At 66.8% G+C, this 19,015-nt stretch carries 20 protein-coding genes; 10 read left to right on the top strand and 10 right to left on the bottom strand.

All coding sequences use genetic code 11. The features are described 5' to 3' along the window. Positions 1-98 precede the first annotated feature (98 nt). Positions 99-242 carry an Mrp/NBP35 family ATP-binding protein gene (locus BSG17_RS25865; protein WP_139246541.1) on the top strand — a complete coding sequence of 48 codons (144 nt, stop codon included), beginning with the start codon at positions 99-101 and terminating at the stop codon, positions 240-242. 54 nt (positions 243-296) lie between these two features. Here BSG17_RS25865 and BSG17_RS02125 read toward each other — a convergent pair whose 3' ends face one another. Next, complete coding sequence (locus BSG17_RS02125; RefSeq protein ID WP_089820806.1) at positions 297-1,907, bottom strand: GTPBP1 family GTP-binding protein; 1,611 nt, start codon at positions 1,905-1,907, stop codon at positions 297-299. Between the two features lie 137 nt (positions 1,908-2,044). Then, positions 2,045-2,551 carry a J domain-containing protein gene (locus BSG17_RS02120; RefSeq protein WP_089820805.1) on the bottom strand — a complete coding sequence of 169 codons (507 nt, stop codon included), beginning with the start codon at positions 2,549-2,551 and terminating at the stop codon, positions 2,045-2,047. Positions 2,552-2,641: 90 nt separating this feature from the next. Here BSG17_RS02120 and BSG17_RS02115 point away from each other — a divergent pair, with 90 nt between their 5' ends. Together BSG17_RS02115 and BSG17_RS25860 are read left to right on the top strand one after the other, a co-directional pair. After that, the gene (locus BSG17_RS02115) at positions 2,642-2,857 is read left to right on the top strand and encodes a hypothetical protein (protein WP_089820804.1); all 216 of its coding nucleotides are present in this window, start codon (positions 2,642-2,644) and stop codon (positions 2,855-2,857) included. A gap of 73 nt (positions 2,858-2,930) precedes the next feature. Further along, positions 2,931-3,059, top strand: coding sequence for a C2H2-type zinc finger protein (locus BSG17_RS25860; RefSeq protein ID WP_170864688.1), 129 nt, complete (start codon positions 2,931-2,933; stop codon positions 3,057-3,059). Positions 3,060-3,080: 21 nt separating this feature from the next. Here the strand turns inward: BSG17_RS25860 and pyrF are convergent, their stop codons facing one another. After that, positions 3,081-3,878 carry an orotidine-5'-phosphate decarboxylase gene (pyrF, locus tag BSG17_RS02110; protein ID WP_089820803.1) on the bottom strand — a complete coding sequence of 266 codons (798 nt, stop codon included), beginning with the start codon at positions 3,876-3,878 and terminating at the stop codon, positions 3,081-3,083. A 178-nt stretch (positions 3,879-4,056) separates the two neighbouring features. On the opposite strand from pyrF, the gene BSG17_RS02105 reads away from it, so the two are divergent. The 3 genes from BSG17_RS02105 to BSG17_RS02095 all read left to right on the top strand — a co-directional run bounded on the left by BSG17_RS02105 (position 4,057) and on the right by BSG17_RS02095 (position 7,516). Beyond that, positions 4,057-5,682, top strand: a complete 1,626-nt coding sequence (locus BSG17_RS02105) for a receiver/sensor box histidine kinase (RefSeq protein ID WP_170864687.1) — start codon at positions 4,057-4,059, stop codon at positions 5,680-5,682. 25 nt (positions 5,683-5,707) lie between these two features. Next, entirely contained in the window at positions 5,708-6,604 is an 897-nt protein-coding gene (locus BSG17_RS02100) for a winged helix-turn-helix domain-containing protein (RefSeq protein ID WP_089820801.1), read from the top strand. Between the two features lie 102 nt (positions 6,605-6,706). After that, entirely contained in the window at positions 6,707-7,516 is an 810-nt protein-coding gene (locus tag BSG17_RS02095) for a formate/nitrite transporter family protein (protein ID WP_089820800.1), read from the top strand. A gap of 25 nt (positions 7,517-7,541) precedes the next feature. Here BSG17_RS02095 and nadC read toward each other — a convergent pair whose 3' ends face one another. The 4 genes from nadC to BSG17_RS02075 all read right to left on the bottom strand — a co-directional run bounded on the left by nadC (position 7,542) and on the right by BSG17_RS02075 (position 12,786). Continuing rightward, the gene (nadC, locus tag BSG17_RS02090; protein ID WP_244531465.1) at positions 7,542-8,351 is read right to left on the bottom strand and encodes a carboxylating nicotinate-nucleotide diphosphorylase; all 810 of its coding nucleotides are present in this window, start codon (positions 8,349-8,351) and stop codon (positions 7,542-7,544) included. Then, positions 8,338-9,918, bottom strand: coding sequence for an L-aspartate oxidase (locus BSG17_RS02085; protein ID WP_089820798.1), 1,581 nt, complete (start codon positions 9,916-9,918; stop codon positions 8,338-8,340). The genes nadC and BSG17_RS02085 overlap by 14 nt, the downstream gene beginning before the upstream one ends. Then, the gene (gene nadA, locus BSG17_RS02080) at positions 9,915-11,045 is read right to left on the bottom strand and encodes a quinolinate synthase NadA (protein WP_089820797.1); all 1,131 of its coding nucleotides are present in this window, start codon (positions 11,043-11,045) and stop codon (positions 9,915-9,917) included. The genes BSG17_RS02085 and nadA overlap by 4 nt, the downstream gene beginning before the upstream one ends. Before the next feature lie 181 nt (positions 11,046-11,226). Continuing rightward, complete coding sequence (locus tag BSG17_RS02075; protein ID WP_089820796.1) at positions 11,227-12,786, bottom strand: amidohydrolase; 1,560 nt, start codon at positions 12,784-12,786, stop codon at positions 11,227-11,229. Between the two features lie 93 nt (positions 12,787-12,879). Between BSG17_RS02075 and hmgA the strand changes: the two genes are divergently transcribed. Then, positions 12,880-14,091, top strand: a complete 1,212-nt coding sequence (hmgA, locus tag BSG17_RS02070) for a hydroxymethylglutaryl-CoA reductase (NADPH) (RefSeq protein ID WP_089820795.1) — start codon at positions 12,880-12,882, stop codon at positions 14,089-14,091. A gap of 214 nt (positions 14,092-14,305) precedes the next feature. After that, positions 14,306-14,440: a hypothetical protein gene (locus tag BSG17_RS28190; RefSeq protein WP_280141150.1), complete on the top strand. Its 135-nt coding sequence runs from the start codon at positions 14,306-14,308 to the stop codon at positions 14,438-14,440. A gap of 10 nt (positions 14,441-14,450) precedes the next feature. On the opposite strand, the gene BSG17_RS02065 is transcribed toward BSG17_RS28190, so the two are convergent. Beyond that, on the bottom strand, positions 14,451-14,981 hold the full coding sequence (locus BSG17_RS02065; RefSeq protein WP_089820794.1) for a DUF5817 domain-containing protein: 531 nt from the start codon (positions 14,979-14,981) through the stop codon (positions 14,451-14,453). A gap of 118 nt (positions 14,982-15,099) precedes the next feature. On the opposite strand from BSG17_RS02065, the gene BSG17_RS02060 reads away from it, so the two are divergent. Then, positions 15,100-15,879, top strand: a complete 780-nt coding sequence (locus BSG17_RS02060; protein ID WP_089820793.1) for a YihY/virulence factor BrkB family protein — start codon at positions 15,100-15,102, stop codon at positions 15,877-15,879. 28 nt (positions 15,880-15,907) lie between these two features. Here the strand turns inward: BSG17_RS02060 and BSG17_RS02055 are convergent, their stop codons facing one another. Then, positions 15,908-16,579, bottom strand: coding sequence for a hypothetical protein (locus BSG17_RS02055; RefSeq protein ID WP_089820792.1), 672 nt, complete (start codon positions 16,577-16,579; stop codon positions 15,908-15,910). Between the two features lie 146 nt (positions 16,580-16,725). On the opposite strand from BSG17_RS02055, the gene BSG17_RS02050 reads away from it, so the two are divergent. Continuing rightward, on the top strand, positions 16,726-17,070 hold the full coding sequence (locus BSG17_RS02050; RefSeq protein ID WP_089820791.1) for a cupin domain-containing protein: 345 nt from the start codon (positions 16,726-16,728) through the stop codon (positions 17,068-17,070). A 640-nt stretch (positions 17,071-17,710) separates the two neighbouring features. Here BSG17_RS02050 and icd read toward each other — a convergent pair. Further along, on the bottom strand, positions 17,711-18,967 hold the full coding sequence (gene icd, locus BSG17_RS02040) for an isocitrate dehydrogenase (NADP(+)) (protein ID WP_089820789.1): 1,257 nt from the start codon (positions 18,965-18,967) through the stop codon (positions 17,711-17,713). Positions 18,968-19,015 lie beyond the last annotated feature (48 nt).

Raw genomic sequence — 19,015 nt, 5'->3', positions numbered from 1 at the left:
ACCACACACATCAGAAACCGCTCAAATCGGCACACTTAGGTGCGGCAACTGGCGTACTCGTGGTACGAACCCGAAGACGTGTGTATCCGAGTCGAGGAGTGTGGCTACTTCCCAACGACGACGCGGTTCCGCTCGCGACCGACGCGGGGAAACCGGTGGTCGTCGACGCACCCGAGAGCGAGGCAGCAGCGGCGTTCCGCGACGTCGCCGGCGCGTTCGTGGCGACCGCTCGACGGAACTGAGAGACACACGGAACGGAGAGTGTGAATCGACGGCGAGACGGCTCGACTGTCCGCTCAGTCGCGGTCGACCTTCGTCACCGTCCCGACGCCCTTACTCTGCCCCTCGCGGAAGACGAACCGCTGACCCTCCTCGACGCAGTAGGGACGGAACTTGAACTCGACGCGAGCGTGGCCGGTGTCGCCCGGCAGGAGCTGCCCGTCCTCGGGGTAGAAGACGGCCGCCTCGCTGATGGTCTCGAGGTGGATGACCGGTTCGTAGCCCGCCCCGATGCGCGTCGGGTGGTTGAGCACCATCACGTCGGCCTCGAACGACCGGGTCGCGACGGGGTCGGCCTCGGGGTCGACCAGCACCATCCCGCGGTCGATCTCTCGCTCCTTGACGCCTTTGAGCGCGATACCGACGATTCGACCCGCCTTCGCACGGTCGACGCGGTGGTAGTGCATCTCGATGGAGCGGACCTCCACCTCGCGGAACTCGCCGTCCTGCATCGGACCCAGGAGGAGCGTGTCGCCGGCCTCGACGCTCCCGGAGGTGACCGTCCCGGAGGCGACGGCGCCGACGCCCGTCACGCTGTAGGTCCGGTCGATGTACAGTCGGAACTGCCCGCCCTCGTCGCTGGTCTTCGGCAGTTGCTCGAACAGTTGGTCGAGCGTGTCGAGCCCCTGCATCGTGACGGCGCTGGTCTGAACGATGGGGACCACAGCGGAGCTGATCTCGTCGACCGCCGCGTCGACGCCGTGGCGTTCGACGAGCAGCGGCGTCTTCCCCACGTCGCGCAGGAGGCGTTCGACCTCGCGTTCGACCTCCGACACTCGCTCCTCGCTGACGGCGTCGACCTTCGTCAGCGCGACGACCGTGGGCAGTTCGGTCGCCAGGAGGATACCGAGATGTTCGCGGGTCGTCCGGGTCGGTCCGTCGTCGGCGGCGACGACGAGCAGGCCGTAGTCGAGCTTCTGTCCGACGAGGCCGCGGATCGTCGTCCGAAGCCACGGTTCGTGGCCGACGGTGTCGACGAAGGAGACCAGCCGGTCGGCCGTCTCGACGACCTGCGCCCGGTCGGTCCGGCGGTGCGGGTTGTCCATGTGAACCGGTCCGTCGCCGTCGAAGCCGTAGACGGCGTAGGAGAGATCCGCCGAGAGGCCGCGTTCGATCTCGTGCGGTTGGACGTCGAGGAACCCCCGAGTGCCGCCGTTACCGTCGTCGGACTGGCCCGTGACGAGCGATCCGACGAGCGTGCTCTTGCCGTGGTCGACGTGGCCGGCGGTGCCGACGATGATGTGGTTGTCGTCGGATTCGAGGTAAGCACCCTCCCGGATGGTGGCGATGCCGACGATGCCACGTTCGGCGTCGTCGCCGACGCCCCACGTCTCGACGTCGTCGATGTGCGCACCGGCCTCCTCGGCCAGCAGCGACAGGACGTCCATCGTCTCGGAGAAGGCGTCGGGCGAGATGCCGGCGATGCCGCCGTCGTCGGTGACGCCGACCACGTACGTGGCTTCGCCGTCGCCGGACAGGACACGGTGTCGCAGTTGGGCGGCGAGACTCTCCATTCTGCCGTCGGCGAGGTGGAGGTCGCGAGAGAGGCGTTCTTTGAACTCGATGTTTCCGCCTTCCTCTTCGCCGCGCTCGAGGGCCTCGTGTAGGGCGGCCCGGTCCGCGCTCATGAACGGGGTTAGGTAACCGCTTCATATAGCCCTTTTCGTGTTGTGAATACTCATACCACAACAGGGCTCGGGTGTGTACGCGTCGCTCCGGAGTTGCGGACGTCGAGTGCCACGAGAAGGAGTGGCGTCTCGGTCGGTCAGTCGGTCAGCGTCTCGTACGCTCGGTTGACTCGCTTGAACGCCTCCTCGCTCCCGTCTTCGGTGTCCGGATGGACCTCCTTCACCTTCGAGCGGTAGGCGCGTTTGATCTCTTCGGCGGTGGCGCTGGCGTCGAGTCCGAGCGCCCGATACGCCTCCGCTCGGGAGGGGCCGGCGGTCGTTCTCGGCGCGCGACCCGTCTGCCGCCGCTCGCGTGCACCGTCGGCGGTCGCCCGCCGGTAGTTCTCCCGGACGTTCTCGCGACGTGCACCCGCCCCGAAGCCGGCGAAGCGCTCGCGCTCGTTCGACTGCCCCTGTCGAACCCGGCGGCGGGTGCGGTCGTCGAGCCGACCGCTGGCCTGAACCCACATGAAGTAGGCGGTCGCTCCGAACGCGAGGGCCAACACGAGGAGGAACGGCTGGTAGACGAGCCCGAGCACCGCCACGAGGACGGCGAGCCCTGCGAACACCGAGGCGAGCGCCATCACGAGCTGGTCGCGGTCCACGTCTCTGGATATGGAGTCCACCGTTGTAAGACTCTCGTCGTCGGCCCCCCGGCCTCAGCGCTCAAGGGGCTGTGTCGCGAACGCCTGTGTATGAGTCTCAGTGGTCTCTGTCAGGTGTGTGAGTCGACGACCGCCGAGCACGCGTGCGACCAGTGCGGGACACAGGTGTGTGAGGAGCATTTCGACCGGACGCAGGGCGTCTGCGTCCGGTGTGCGTCCGTCCGCGACGAGGGCGGCGTCGGCGAGCGCGAGAAACCCTCGGGGACGGGTCACGACGACACCGGGCCCGGGACGGGGATGCGCTGACGAGCGGCCACGGCCGACGTCGGCGTCACGACCGACACGTAACGCTATGCCTCCGGCACGCGTCTCTAGACACATGAACACCGTCCCGGAGACGACGAGCGACCTGCGAGACGACGGCTACCGGTGTGACGCCTGTGGGAGAGAGTTCCGAACGGAGGAGGCACTCGTCGACCACATCAACTCGGTCGGGTTGGTCTACTGACGTCGACGCCGACGACCCGCCTCACCGGAACTGGTTCAGCCGTCGCTTCAGCCGACGGGCCGCTTGACCCGCCGCTCTGTCGAACGTCTCGCCCTCGCCCGCGAAGATGATCCCCCGCGAGGAGTTGACGAGCCCGACACCCTCGGCGAGGCCGAACTCGACGGCCGCCTCGGCGTCGCCACCCTGTGCACCGACGCCGGGGACGAGAAACGGCAGCTCCGGCACCTGCTCGCGGATCGCCTCCAGTTCCTCGGGTGCAGTCGCACCGACGACCAGACCGACGTTGCCGTGCTGGTTCCAGAGCTCCGCGAGCGCGGCGACCCGCTCGTAGACCGCCTCGCCGGAGGCGAGTTCGAGGTCCTGCAGGTCGGCACCGCCGGGGTTGGAAGTCCGACAGAGAACGAACACCCCCTTGTCTTCGCGGTCGAGGAACGGCTGCAGCGAGTCGCGACCCATGTATGGGTTGACGGTGACGGCGTCGACGTGGTCGAGCAGTTTGGCGTACTGCCGCGTCGTGTTGCCGATGTCGGCGCGCTTGGCGTCGAGGAGGACGGGGACGTCCTTGCCGTGGGCGTAGGCGATCGTCTCCCGGAGCGACCGCCAGCCGTCGGCGTGCTCGTAGAACGCCGCGTTCGGTTTGTAGCAGGCGGCGTGCTCGTGAGTGGCGTCGATGATGCGACGGTTGAACGCCCACTGCGGCAGCTCCTCCTCCTGGAGATGCTCGGGAATGCGACTCGGGTCGGCGTCCAGACCGACCGAGACGACGCTGTCGACGCGCTCGATGCGGTCGCCGAGGCGGTCGAAGAAGTTCGAAGTCATTTACCGGGTCTCTCGGTCGGGGGGACTAAACGTTCTCCCTTCGGCCGAGTCGCGGCGTCACGCGAACCGGAGTCGGTGCTCCGGTCGATGGAACCGACCGTCGCGCCGCCGCGACGGGGTCGGGAGACGCTCGTTGCGAAATATTAATCAATATAGTCTGTCTTTTTATTCAGATACTGTGACGATCGAATCGACGGACGGAGTTGTGCTCGTAGTCGAGCAACCGAGCGACGAGGTCGCCTCGGCGCTGGGTCGCTCGCTCGACGGTCTCCGTATCGAGTCGGTGACGGACTACTCGACACTCGGGAGTCGGACCGGGACGGTCGACTGTGTCGTCGTCGGACCCGGCGAAACGTCCGTCTCTACCGTCGTCGAAGCGGTCCGACCCCTCGACGAGGTTCCGGTGGTCGTCTTCCGGCCGTCGACCGCCGAACGTCCGACCGCTGCACTCGACGCCGGCGCGAGCGACGTTGTTCCGGCGGACGGCGCCGACGCGGTACGGTTGCTCGCTCACCGCGTCGAGGCGACCGTCGACCGTCGTCACTGTGAGCGGGAACGCGCGGAGGCGACGAACCTGCTCGATGCTCTCTTCGAGCGAGTTCCGCTCCACCTGTACGTCAAAGACGGAGAGGGTCGACATCTCCGGGTCAGCCACGCGTACACCAGCGACCCCAGTAAGTACATCGGGAAGACCGACTTCGACCTCCACGAGAGCGAGGAGAGCGCACGGACGTACGCCGACGACAGATACGTCGTCCAGGAGAACGAACCGATCCTCTACAAGCGCGAACCCGTCGTACAGAACGACAGAGCACGCTTCTCGGTCGACGACCTCCAGCGTCACTACGCCAACGCGATGTCAGACGACGCACCGACGGTCGACCGCGACCTGTTCGAGGACGGGTACGACGGGTGGGTGCTCACGTCGAAGGTGCCGTGGTACGACAGCGACGGCGAAGTCGCCGGTCTCATCGGCGTCACCGTCGACGTGAGCCGGCAGGAGGCGTATCGAAGCCGCCTCGAGCGACAGAACCGACGGCTCGAGGAGTTCGCGAGCGTCGTCTCACACGACCTCCGGAACCCGCTGAACGTCGCGACGGGTTATCTCGAACTGGTACGGGAGACGGGGAGCCTCGACTACCTCGATCGCGTCGCCGACGCACACGAACGGATCGACGAGCTCATCGACGACATCCTCTCGCTCGCTCGCGGAGGAAACGATATCGACGACCCCGCCGACGTCCCGCTCGACGCACTGGTGCGAGATGCCTGGAAGACCGTCCGGACCCGGTCGGCGACACTCAAGGTCGTCGGACCGTTAGGGTCGGTTCGCGCCGACGAAACCCGTCTCCGAGAACTGCTGGAGAACCTGTTTCGGAACAGCGTGGAGCATGGCTCCACGAACAACCGGACGGAGTCCGGTGACTCGGTCGAGCACGGGGCTCGACCCGCCGACGGTCACTCTGCTCCCGACGACGCACAGGACGGTCCCGAGAGCGATCGACCGTCGACCGAAGACGGAGAGCACGTCGTCGTCCGCGTGGGGCGACTCGACGACAGGGAGGGGTTCTACGTCGCCGACGACGGCCCCGGAATCCCCGAGGCGGAGCGCGAACGCGTCTTCGAGCAGGGGGTGACGACCAGCCCGTACGGGACGGGGTTCGGGCTCGCCATCGTCCGTCGCATCGCCGAGGCGCACGGGTGGAGCGTCCGCATCGTCGACGCCGACACCGACGCCGGGGGCGCCCGATTCGAGTTCTGCGGTGTGCGAGACGTCTCCGCGTCGACCGACCGAACGACTTAGTAGTTCGATAGGAAACTACACGGGTATGAGTCAACCGGCCGAGAGCGACATACAGGAGGCAGCCACCGAGCAGTCGAGCATCGCTCCGGCGGAGGCGTTCGCCCTCCTCGGCAACGACACCCGTATCGAGATCCTCCAGGCGCTGCTCGACGCCGGCGGCGACGACGCGCCCGTCGCCTTCTCGGATCTCTACGCCCGCGTCGACATCGACGACAGCGCCCACTTCAACTACCACCTGAAGAAGCTCACCGACCACTTCGTCCGGAAGACGGAGGAGGGGTATCGCTTCCAGTACCCCGGTCGGAAAGTCGTCCGGGCAGTGTTCGCCGGCACGTTCACCGACCACGCCGAGCTCGATCCGTTCCCCGCACCGGGATCGTGTTACGACTGCGAGGGCGACCTCCAGGCGTGGTACGCCGCCGAACATCTCACCATCGAGTGCGTCGACTGCGGCCGGAGCCACCTCAGCTACTCGTTCCCGCCGGGCGGCCTCGAAGACCGGACGCCGGAGGAACTGCTCGACGCCTTCCACCACCACGTCCGACACCACTACTGTCTCGCCGCCGACGGCGTCTGTCCGGAGTGCATGGGGAAGATGGAGACGACGCTCGGACGCGACTGCGAACTGCCCGGGCTGGAACTCCGCGTCGATCACGTCTGCACCCGGTGTCGGAACCACCTCTACTCCGCGGTCGGGGTGAACCTGCTGGACAACGCCGACGTGTTGACGTTCCACGCCAACCGCGGCGTCGACCTCAGCACACGCCCGTTCTGGACGTTCGACTGGTGTGTCAGCGACGAGCGGACGACGGTGCTCGCCGAGGACCCGATCCGGGTCCGACTCGACATCCCCTGTGCGGGCGACACCCTGTCGGTGACGCTCGACGAGACGCTGACCGTCCTCGACGTCGAACGACCCTGACGGCGAAAACACCTACCTTTCTGGCTCGAGAATTCGGTCGTATGGAACGTCGGTTCGCGACGATATCGGCGCGACACGTATCGAACGTCAGGAGGTGGGCGTGTGGCCACTGAGACCGAAGAGAACCCCGCTACACAGTCGCAGGCTCACTCACACGACATCCTCGACACGCAGATCAAGGAGGGGATGAACGAACTCGACCGCGAGTCGATCGGGCTCTTTCTCTCCTCGCTCTCGGCGGGACTGGACATCGGGTTCGGGCCGCTGCTCATCGCGGTCGTGGTGACGGTCTCGACGGGCCAACTCTCACCGCCGCTGATCGAGATACTGATGGCGAGCGCGTACTCACTGGGGTTCTTGTTCGTCATCCTGGGACAGACCGAACTGTTCACCGAACACACGACGCTGGCGGTGTTACCGGTGCTCGACCGACAGGCGTCGATCCTCGACCTCGGACGACTGTGGGGACTGGTTTACGGTGGCAACATCGTCGGCGGCACCCTCTTTGCGATCTTCGTGGTCCCCATCGGCATCTCGCTCGGCGTCGCAGAGCCGAGTGCGTTCGCGGAGGTCGCCACGAAGTTGACGGACCACAGTGCGTTCACCCTGTTCGGGGCGGGAATCCTCGCCGGCTGGCTGATGGGGCTGCTCTCGTGGCTCGTCACCGCGTCGAGCGACACCATCGGCACCGTGGCGGTCATCTTCATCGTCACCGGCGCCATCGGCTTCATGCATCTCCCTCACAGCATCGCCGGCAACGTCGAGGTGCTCGCCGGCCTCGTCGCCACGAACGAGGTAACGTTCGCCGACTACGGACGGTTCCTGGTCACCTCGACGGCCGGGAACGCCGTCGGCGGGACGGTGTTCGTCGCCCTCCTGAAGTACGGTCACGTCGTCCGCGGCGGGAGCTGATCCGTTCGGTTCCCCGCTCCGGTCGCTATCCGGTCCGAAACGAGTAGTCGACCGACGGAGCACTGTGCGTCAACGCGCCCATCGAGACGACGTCGACGCCCGTCTCGGCGTACGCGGGGACGTCGGCGAGCGTGATGCTGCCGCTGGCCTCCGCGAGCACGTCGGCCGGGAGCGCGTCGACGCCGTCGGCGACCTGTTCCGGGGCCATGTTGTCGAAGAGGACGATATCCGCGCCGGCCTCGGCGGCCCGGACGCCGTCTTCGGGACGCTCGACCTCCACCTCGAGCTTCGTGACGAACGACTTGCGCGCACGGAGCTGTGCGACCGCCTCCTCCAGTCCCAGCTCCGCGACGTGGTTGTCCTTCACCATCACGAGACCCGAGAGATCGAGTCGGTGGGTGTCGCCCCCGCCCGCGGCGACGGCCCGTTTCTCGACGCCGCGCAGTCCGGGCGTCGTCTTCCGCGTCGCCGCGATCCGCACCCCGTCTGTCACCTCGGCGGCGGCGTCGACGGCGCGACGCGTCGCCGTCGCGACGCCGGAGGCGTGCCCGACGAGGTTCACCGCGACGCGCTCGCCACGGAGGACGTCCCGTGCGGGGCCGGCCACCCGGAGGACGACGTCGCCGGGGGCGACTCGACTGCCGACGTCGACCGTCCGTTCCGCGTCGATATCGAGGTAGTCGAAGACGGCGAGCGCCTCCTCCAGCCCCGCGACTACGCCGTATCCCTTCGCGACGAGTCGCCCGTCGGTGTCGCCGGGGACGTGGTTCGTCACGTCTCGGTGACCGAGATCCTCCCGGAGCCACCGCTCGACGGTCGAGTCAGCGACGAACACGGGCCTCCTCGGCGTCGTCTCGACCGCCCGACGGCGGTCCCTCGCCCTCGTCATCGGCGACGACACGGTGACAGCCCGCCGAGGGGTGCTCCGCGGCCGCCCGTGCGACGAGGAGTCCGGTGACGCAGGCGTTCCGGAGCTCGTACAGCTCCCGCGACGTCCGCGTCCGGGTGTAGGCGTCGACCTCGCCTTTGAGTCGCCGGAGTGCGGCGGTCGCCCGTCGGAGACCGTCCGGTGTCCGTTCGAGACCGACGTGTTCGTCCATCAGCGTCTGTAACCGTCGGAGCTTCGTCTCGGCGAACGACGGCGGGAGCGACGGGTCGCCGTCACGGGGGCGCGGGGCTTCGACCGTCTCGACCTCGTTGCCGGCAGCCGCCTCGCCCGCGCGCAGTCCCCAGACGAGGCCTTCGAGGAGGCTGGTCGAGGCGAGGCGGTTGGCGCCGTGGACGCCGGTCCGGGCACACTCGCCGACGGCGAACAGGCGGTCGAGCGTCGTCCGTCCCCGGTCGTCGACGGCGACCCCCCCGCAGAGGAAATGTTCGCTCGGCGCGACGGGGATCCCGTCGGCCGGGTCGACGCCGCGCGCTTCACACAGCGCCGCCAAGTCCGGAAACTCGTCGGCGAAGTCCAACGCGGAGACGTCGAGACGAACCTCGCCGGTCCGCGCGCGTTCGCAGGCGACGGCGCGAGCGACCACGTCGCGCGGGGCGAGTTCGGCGTCGGGGTGGACGTCGAGCATGAACCGCTCGCCCGTCGCGTTCCGGAGGACGCCACCCTCGCCGCGGACCGCCTCGCTGACGAGGAACGGGCCGTCCTCGTCGCCGTCGTCCCGGCTACCGCCGTCCCTGTCGTCCTCGCCGACGTACGCGGTCGGATGGAACTGCACGTACTGCACGTCCTCGATCGCGGCACCGGCGAGCGCGGCCATCGCGACGCCGTCGCCCGTCGCCCCGTCGGGGTTCGTCGATCGGCCGTAGCAGGCCCCGACGCCGCCCGTCGCGAGCACCGTGGCCCCGGCGAACACGGGTTCGGCCGACCGCTCGGTGTCGCTTGACTCGAGGTGCGCGCCGTAGACCCTGCCCTCGTGGGTGAGGAGGTCCAACACGGCCGTGTCGTCGCGTACCGTCACGCGGTCGTGTGCCTGCAGGTGACGGAGGAACGGTCGGAGGACGTGTCGGCCGGTGCTGGCGTCGACGTGGAGGATGCGGCGAGAGGAGTGGGCGGCCTCGCGCCCGAAGTCGTAGCCGTCGCCGTCGGTGTCGAACGCGACGTCGAGGGTGTCCAGGAGGACGTCGTCGACGACGTTCCGAGCGTTCGAGACGAGCACGTCGACCGCTTCCGGGTCGGCCTCACCGTCGCTAGCGGTGAGGACGTCGTCGCGGAACGACTCGGGGTCGTCTCGGGTGACGGCGATGCCGCCCTGCGCCCAGTCGGAGGCGGCGTCCTCTGGCTCACTGGCCTTCGTGACGACGAGCACCTCCGCGCCGGCACGCGCCGCGCCGAGTGCGGCGGCGCAACCGGCGATCCCGCTGCCGACGACGAGAACGTCCGCATTCTCGACCGTCATAACTCCAACATCCGCTCCATCGCCACGGCGGCGAGTTCCTTCTCCCGCGGTGCGACCTCGACGACGTTCCGGGGGCGGCCGGCGGCGAGTTCCTCCAGGATCCACGTCAGATAGTTCGGGTCGATCTGCCGCATCGCGTTGCAGTCCATGCAGGCGTCGCCGCAGAGCGGGACGACGTCCACCTCGGGATGCCACCGCTGGAGGTGGTTCACGAGGTGGATCTCGGTGCCGACGGCCCACGTCTCGCCAGGGTCGGCGTCCGCGATAGTGGCACAGATCTCGCTGGTCGACCCCGACCGGTCGGCCGCCTCGACGACCTCACGGCGACACTCGGGGTGGACGACGACCCGGGCGTCGTGTTCCCGTCGGGCCTGCTCGACGTGGTCGACGCGGAACCGCTCGTGGACCTGACAGTAGCCGTCCCAGAGGATCACGTCGGCGTCGGCGACGTCCGTGGCCGTCCGCTCGTCGGCGTCCCACGGGTCCCACTCGACCACGCCGTCTTCGAGGCCGAGTCGGTGGGCGGTGTTCTCGCCGAGATGTTTGTCGGGCAGAAAGAGCACGGCGTCGCCGCGCTCGAACGCCCACTCGAAGGCGCGGTGGGCGTTCGAGGAGGTGCAGACCAATCCTCCTTGCTCGGCGCAGAACGCCTTCAGGTCGGCGTAGGAGTTCATGTACGTCACCGGAACGACGTCGCGGTCGCCCGCCGCCTCCGTGAGTTCGGCCCACGCGGCGTCGACCTGGAGGGCTTCGGCCATCCCCGCCATCGGGCAGGAAGCCTCCATCGACGGCAGCAGCACCGTCTGGTCGTCGTCGGTGATGATGTCGGCGCTCTCGGCCATGAACGTCACCCCGGCGAAGATGACGTACTCCGCGCTCGACTCGGCGGCGCGTTTCGAGAGTTCGTAGGAGTCGCCGACGAAGTCGGCACACTCGACGAGTTCCCGTCGCTGGTAGTTGTGCGCGAGGACGACCACGTCGTCGCCGAGTTCGGCGCGGGCGGCGCTCACGCGCTCCGTTCGTTCTCGCTCGGTCAGTTCACGATACGGATCCGGCAGCTGCGCGAGGTTCCCGTACTTGAATAGGCTGAGGTCGGTGTCGAGGTCGACTGTCTCTAACTTTGGCACTGTTTCTCACCTGTGTAGCTAGATAACCCGTATGATTCACCCATTGAAAAAATTTTGTCTTCAATAGGTCCATTGTCTCCAACTACTACTGAGTAGTAACCGGCGAAAGTCAGTACGTGCTAACGAAAGGCCGAATCGGAGAAAACGAGTACCGCGGTCGTCGCCGTCCGTCTCGGCGACGCTACCGTCCGTCGTAGACGACGTCGCCGTCGACGACGGTCAGTGCGACGTCGATGTCTGCGATCGACTCCGCGTGTTCCCACGGTGACCGATCGAGCGCGACGAGGTCGCCTCGCTTTCCGACCTCGACGGTTCCGAGTCTGTCCTCGTCGAACCCGGCGTAGGCGGCGCCGAGCGTGTAGGCCCGGAGCGCCTCGGTCACGCCGAGCCGCTGGCTCTCGGCGGGGGCGTCGACGGCGTGGTGAACGCCCAACAGCGGGTCCAGCGGCATGCAGTCGCTCCCGAACGCGAGCGGAGCGTCCGCGTCGAGCAGTGCGGGGTAGCGGTTCGTCTCTGTCCGCCGGTCGCCGAGTCGGGAGGCGTAGAGTCCGCTCTCGCCGGCCCACTTCAGGAAGTTCGGCTGGACGGAGGCGACGACGCCCAGTTCACCGAACCGGTCGATCGCCTCGTCGCTGGCGAGTTCGACGTGTTCGACCCGGTGGCGCGACTCGCCGGGATGCTCGCAGTCCGCGTAGGCGTCGAGGACGGCGTCGATGGCCTCGTCGCCGATGGCGTGAGCGGTCACCTGAAAGCCCGCCTCGTCGGCGCGGGTGACGAGGTCGGCCAACTCGTCGGGGTCGACGACCCACTGACCCGTCGCCTCGGCGTCGTCGGCGTAGGGTTCCGAGAGTTTCGCCGTCCGGCCGCCGAAGCTGCCGTCGGTGTAGGTCTTGATCGCACCGGTCCGCACGAACTCGCTGCCGTGGTTCGTCCGTTCGCCCGTCTCGACGAGCGCGTCGAGGTGGTCCGCCCAGTAGTTGATGCGGACGCGAAGCGAGAGCTCGTCGGCGAGATCGAGCGTCCGGTAGACCTCCGGCGCGCGGGACTTCCGCACCATGTCGTGGACCCCGGTGACGCCGCGTTCGTTGGCGTACTCCTGGGCTGCGCGGATCAGTCGCTCGGTCCCCTCGGCGTCGGGTTCGATCGTCTCGTAGACCGGGTCGACGGCCTCCTCGACGACGACGCCGGTGGGGTCACCGCCCTCGCGGTGGACGTCCGCGGCGGGCATCTCGTCGACGAGACGCTCCAGAGCGACGCCGTTGAGCGACGCGACGTGCATATCCTCGCGGAAGGCGGCGACGGGGCGAGTGTCGCTGACTGCGTCGAGGTCCTCACGGGTGAGATAGCGCGACTCGGCCCACGTGCTCTCGTCGTAGCCGAACCCGAGCACCCACTCGTCCGTCTCCGACTCCCCTCCCGACCCGTCCGCCGTCTCGTCCGCTCGCGCCCGCAGTCGGTCGACGGCCTCCTCGGGGCCGGACGCCCCCGAGAGGTCGGCGTGGACGAGGGAGCGCCCCGTCGCGGTCAGGTGGGTGTGAGCGTCGACGAACCCCGGGAGGAGCACTCTGCCGTCCAGATCGACGACCTCGGTGTCGACGCCTTCGAGGAAGCGAACGTCGTACTCGGGGCCGACGCGGACAATGCGCCCGTCGCGGACGGCGACGGCTTCGTGGGTCTCGTCGGGGTCGGTCAGCGTGTGAACCTCCGCGTTCGTGAGGAGGAGATCGGCTGCCTGCGTCATACGGTCGCAGGGTGCGGAGAGGCCAAAGAGGTTCGGGAATGGGCCACACGCCGAACCGACAGTCCTTAGCGACCGCCGCGACGACCAAGCGGTATGAGCGACCCGGCAGACCTCGCAGCGAAGGTCGAGAGCGGCGACCTCCGCTTCCACGAACTCGAAGAGCACGCCGACGCCGACACGGCGGCGGCGGCCCGACGCCTCCTCGTCGAGGAGCAGTCCGGCGCCAGCCTCGACACCGTCGGCGACTACAGCTTTCCCGCCGAAGACGCCGACCACGCCATCGAGAACATGGTCGGCGCGGCGCAGATTCCGATGGGCGTCGTCGGCCCGGTCACCGTCGACGGCGCGGCGACGTCGGGCGAGACGTACCTCCCGCTGGCGACGACCGAGGGTGCGCTGCTGGCGAGCGTCAACCGCGGCTGTTCGGTCATCGACGCCGCAGGTGGGGCGACCGCCCGCGTCACCAAGTCCGGGATGACCCGTGCACCGGTGTTCCGCGTCGCCGACGTCGCCGAGGCCGAGGCGCTGGTCTCGTGGGTTCGTGACAACGAAGCGCAGTTGAGAGAGGCGGCCGAGGAGACGACCAACCACGGCGAACTGCTCGACGTGACGCCGTACGTCGTCGGCGACAACGTCTACCTGCGGTTCCGCTACGACACGAAGGACGCGATGGGGATGAACATGGCGACCATCGCCACCCGCGCGGCCGCCGACGTCGTCGAGGCGGAGACGGCCGCCTCGCTCGTCGCACTCTCGGGGAACCTCTGTTCGGACAAGAAACCCGCCGCGGTCAACGCCGTCGAGGGCCGCGGCCGCAGCGTGACCGCCGACGTGCTGATCCCGCGCGAGGTCGTCGAGGACCGACTCCACACGACGCCCGAGGCGATCGCCGAGATCAACACCCGAAAGAACCTCGTCGGTAGCGCGAAGGCAGGAAGTTTAGGGTTCAACGCCCACGTCGCCAACGTGGTCGCCGCGATGTTCCTCGCGACCGGACAGGACGCCGCACAGGTCGTCGAGGGGTCGAACGCCATCACCACCGGTGACGTGAAGGACGGCGATCTCTACGTCTCCGTCTCGCTTGCCAGCCTCGAAGTCGGCACCGTCGGCGGCGGAACGAAACTGCCGACGCAGGCCGAAGGGCTGGATATCGTCGGCGTCCGCGGCGGCGGCGACCCCGCCGGGGCGAACGCAGACGCACTCGCCGAGTGCGTCGCCGTCGGCGCGCTCGCCGGCGAACTGTCGCTGCTCGCCGCCCTCGGGTCGCGGCATCTCTCCAGCGCCCACGAGAGTCTAGGTCGGTAGCGACGCTCGAATCGGGTTCACTTTCACCCCCGGCCGGAGACGGCTCTGTGGGAGATACTCCCAGTATCGACATTTTCGACGGATCTACCGCACGATTCCCGCTCGTGTGCTACAGTTTCACTTTCACCGAACACGCGAGGCTCGATTTTAATTCCCGACACGCAGAACCGTAAAATGCGCTCGTCGGCGAGTACCGGCGGGCGTACCCACACCCATGTCCTGTGACTGCCCAGAGGCGTCCGACGACCCGGCCGACTCGCTCGCCTACCGGTGGCTGCGGGTGCTGAAGGTCGCACTCGGGACGCTCGTGTCGCTGCTGACGGCGTTGAGACTGCTCGGCGTGCTCTGAACCGACCCGCTCAGAGCAGTCGGTAGCGGCCGCGACTCTCGCTGACCTCCCCCCGTCGCCGCAGTTTTTCGAGGAGTTCCCGACTCGCCTCGGCCGGGACGCCGTGTTCGGCCGCGTACTCGACGACGTCCTCCTCGGTCGGTCGGTCCCGTTCGCGAACTGCGTCCGTGACGACGTCGCGTCGACTCCGCGAGGCGGACCCCGAGACGTCGCCGGCGGCCGAAATCTCGTCTATCTCGTCGGCGTCGAACCCCGAGCGTTCGAGATACTCCCGGTCGTCGATACCGGCGTCCTCCAACTGTCGTTCCATCTCGGCGACGGAGTCGATCTTCTGAAACGCCTCGTTGTCGCCCCGTTTCCCGGCCAGAATGGCGGCGCGCGCCTGCCGCGCTTCGGCGTGGTTCTCGGACTCGAAGAACCGCCGCAGTTTGCGCGTCTGGTGGGTCTTCCCGCAGCGAGAGCAGTTCGCCGTCTCCGCCGCGTCCGCGTCGGAGAGGAGCCAGAGGTTGCTACAGTCGTTGCAACCGACGACCGCGTACATGGGTCGAGGTTCGTCCCCGTCGTGCTTGAATCCCCGGAGGGGAACGACGGAGAATCCTCGGATTCTCGGCAACAACGCTCTTCCCGGTGATGGACGAACGCCTACGGAGTGAGACAGTGTGAGTGCGACTGAGACTGTTCGGTCGGTGGTTCGAGTCGTACGAGAACGCGACGTGACGTTCATGGCCGCGGGCGTGGCGCACTACGCGTTGGCGTCGTTCGTCCCGCTTCTCATCCTCACGCTCGCCCTGAGCACCTTCTTCGGTGGCGAGGCCGTCGTCGACGCCCTGCTCCAGCGAATCCAGTCGGTGCTCTCACAGAGCGGTCAAGAGGTTCTTCGACGGGCGCTCTCCAGCAGCACGGGCCGAGCGGGGGCGAGTGCCGCCAGTCTGCTCGTCACGCTCTGGAGCGGCCTCAAGGTGTTCCGGGGGCTCTCGATCGCCTTCTCGGAGATCTACAGCGAGCACACCTCGCCGTCGCTGCTCGAACAGATCCGCGACGGACTGGTCGTCATGGGACTGGTCGTCCTCGCGGTCGCGCTGATCGTCGCGATGGGCGTCGCGATGACATACGTCCAACTGCCGTTCGGCTACCAGCGACTCGTCGGGACGCTGGTGCTCCTCGCGACGCTCGCTCTGGTGTTTCTTCCCTTCTACTACGTGTTACCGCCGGTTCCGGTGTCGGTTCGGGAGGTGCTTCCCGGAACCGTCTTCACCGCCGTCGGCTTGATTGTGCTACAGGTGACGTTCCTCTTCTACACCCAACAGGCAGGGAAGTACCAGGCTTACGGCCTCCTCGGTGCGATCCTCTTGTTCATCACCTGGCTCTACTTCGGTGCCATCGTCATGCTCCTCGGTGGCGTCCTCAACGCGGTGCTCGGCCGTCGACCCGTCGTCTGAACGGACGGACGTCGACGGTGAGCCCGGGTCAGCCGTCGAGTTCGGCAGCCGTCGTCTCCACGCCGTCGTGAACGAGCACGAGGTCGTCTGCGCTCCCGTCGGTGACCTCGAAGGAGTTGATCCGCCCGGTGTACTCGTAGACGTCGTCCAGCGTCGAGACCTGTCCGGAGACCGAGTGGAGACGGACGGTGTCGGTGTCTTCGAGGTCGGACCCCCAGACGGAGCCGCTGACCGCGAGGTCGAAGCGCGTCACCGGACCGGTGCCGCAGACTTCCAGCACGTGCGTCTCTAACTCCTCGATGACGACTTCGTCGTCCGCGACGGTCGCTCCGTCACCCGCCGTCGGGAGTTCCGCGCCGTCGAGCGTCACCCGCACGTCGTCGGCACTCCCCATCGTGATGGTGAACGATTCGAGGTCGCCGGTGAACCGGTAGACGTCGTTCAGCGTCGAGACCTGTCCCTCGACCGCGTAACCGTAGATAGTGTCGGTCGACTCGAGGTCGCTCCCGTACACCTCGCTCGTCGCCTCGAACTCGAAGCGAACGACCGAGCCAGACCCCTCGACGACGAGTTCGTGTTCGTCACCGTCGTCGGAGGCCGCACCGACGACGCCGGCGGAGCCGCCGACCGCGGCGGCCGCCGAGAGCGTCTTCAGCATCGTTCGTCGCGAGACTTGCTGCGTCGAAGACCGTTCGTGCATACTCCTACCACGACCGGGGGACTTGTTTTATTATGCAGAAGATAAAGACGATGAAACAGTCGTTTTGTACAACATAAGATAGCCCGGATCGGAGAGGGAAGCGACGGGGGGTACGCTGATTACCCCGTGGGACGGAACAGCGTGGTATGGAACGAGTTCCACTCGACTCGGTCGAACCGACGGAGGCCGTCCCGGGCGTCCACCTCGCCCAACTCGCCGTCGGCGACGAGATGAGCGTCCAGCACTTCGAGATCGACCCCGACGAGGAGGTTCCGGTACACAACCACCACCACGAGCAGACGGGGTACATCGTCGAGGGGGAACTCACCTTCCTCGTCGGTGACGACGGCGAGGAGGTCGTCGTCGCCCCCGGCGACTCCTACGTCATCCCGAGCGACGAACCCCACGGCGCCGAGAACCGTGGCGACGTCCCGGTGAGAGGTATCGACGTCTTCAGCCCTCCGCGGACGAACCCCGACTGGCAGGAGTAGCTACGAGTCGACGCCCACGCGACTCGAGACATTACCCCACGACCGGCGATCGGTTTTGCCGCAGCGTGTCATAGAATCGATCTCAGATCACGAAAGCCACTCGGTTACTGAATGGTCTGCAGACGCGATACCCACGGTCAGGACAAACATTCCTGCTAACATGAGATACACCGTTGCAATATATTGCGTGGAGTGTTCGCCGATCTGCGTAGCGAAGCCGATTCCAGTGAGTGGAATCACTAAGAGAGCGATCGCGTATCGTGCTTTTCGAAACCAATGCATCAGTCTGTTGTCAGAGGGTCTGTAATATCATACTTCGGCCTCCGGCTGTTCATAAAAGCATGACCGTCTTTCTACGACACGCTCTTTGCCGAGTTCTGAACGGGAGCGGGCGTCGTCTGCGAGACGAAAGAGAGAAGCAACAGAGACGTTCTATCCGCGCGGCTACGCCGTGCGAGGAGGAGAAGCTCTCTACGAGAGTTTCTCGATGCGCTCGGAAATCGAAGATTTCCGGTGCTCGAAAAGCTCGCCTAAGCGAGCTTTTCGATGTCTTCGCTGCTGCGCCGCGAAGGGAGAAAAACTGGCTTACGCCAGTTTCTCGATGTTCGCGCGGTTACACCGCGCGAGTTAGAGAAGCTCTCTACGAGAGCTTCTCAATGTTCTCGACGACCTTGTCGGCGAACTCGCTGGTGGCGAGTTTGTTACCGCCCTCGATCTGACGGTGGAGGTCGTAGGTGACGTCACCCGAGGAGATCGTCTCCTCGACGGCGTCTTTCACGAGTTGACCGGCGTCCTTCCAGCCCATGTACTCGAGCATCAGACGGCCGGAGAGGATCATCGCGGTCGGGTTGACCTTGTCCTGACCGGCGTACTTCGGCGCGCTGCCGTGGACCGGCTCTGCGAGACAGCGTGCGGTCCCGAAGTTGGCACCGGGGGCGATGCCGAGCCCACCGATCTGTGCGCCGGCGGCGTCGGACATGTAGTCGCCGTTGAGGTTCATCGTCGCGATGACGTCGTACTCGTCGGTCCGCGTCAGGAGCTGCTGGAGCATGTTGTCCGCGATGCGGTCCTGGACGACGATCTTGTCCTCGGGACGCTCGCCGTCGTACTCCTCCCAGAGTTCGTCCTCGGTGATCGTGACGTCGTACTCCTCCTCTGCGACCTCGTAGCCCCAGTCACGGAAGGCAGCCTCGGTGAACTTCATGATGTTGCCCTTGTGGACGAGCGTGACGGAGGGGCGGTCGTTCTCGATGGCGTAGTCGATTGCCTCGCGGACGAGACGCTTCGAGCCGAACTCGGTGATAGGCTTGATGCCGATGCCGATGGGGCCGTCGTGCATGATGTCGTCCTGACCCATCTCGTCTTCGACGAACTCCTTGACCTGCTGGACCTCGTCGGTGCCGGCTTCCCACTCGATGCCGGCGTAGACGTCTTCGGTGTTCTCACGGAACGTGACCATGTCCATCTTCTCGGGGTTCTTGACGGGCGAAGGGACGCCGTCCATGTGGTAGGTCGGGCGGACGTTCGCGTACAGGTCGAGTTTCTGACGGAGCGCGACGTTCAGCGAGCGGAAGCCGGCGCCGACCGGCGTCGTCAGCGGCCCTTTGATCGCGACGTTGAACTCCTTGATCGCCTCGACCGTGTCGTCCGGGAGGTTCTCGTCGTACTTGTCGCGGGCGGACTCGCCGGCGTAGACGCGCATCCAGGAGATGGAGCGACCGGTCGCGTCGGCGGCGGCTTCGAGGACCTTCTGAGCGGCGGGACCGACGTCGGTTCCGATCCCGTCGCCGTGGATGATCGGGATGATCGGGTTCTCGGGGACGTGGAGTTCGTTCGTCTCCTCGTCGACGGTGATCTGCTGGCCCTCTTCGGGGACCTCGACCTTGTCGTAGCTCATGAACGTTGAATGATTTTCGACGCGGTGTAAAAGGCCTGCCGTTCTCCC

It is taken from the genome of Halogranum amylolyticum (genome assembly GCF_900110465.1).
Lineage (GTDB): Archaea > Halobacteriota > Halobacteria > Halobacteriales > Haloferacaceae > Halogranum > Halogranum amylolyticum.
The sequence above is the reverse complement of the archived record's forward strand: the minus strand, read 5'-3'. Positions and strand labels throughout refer to the sequence as shown.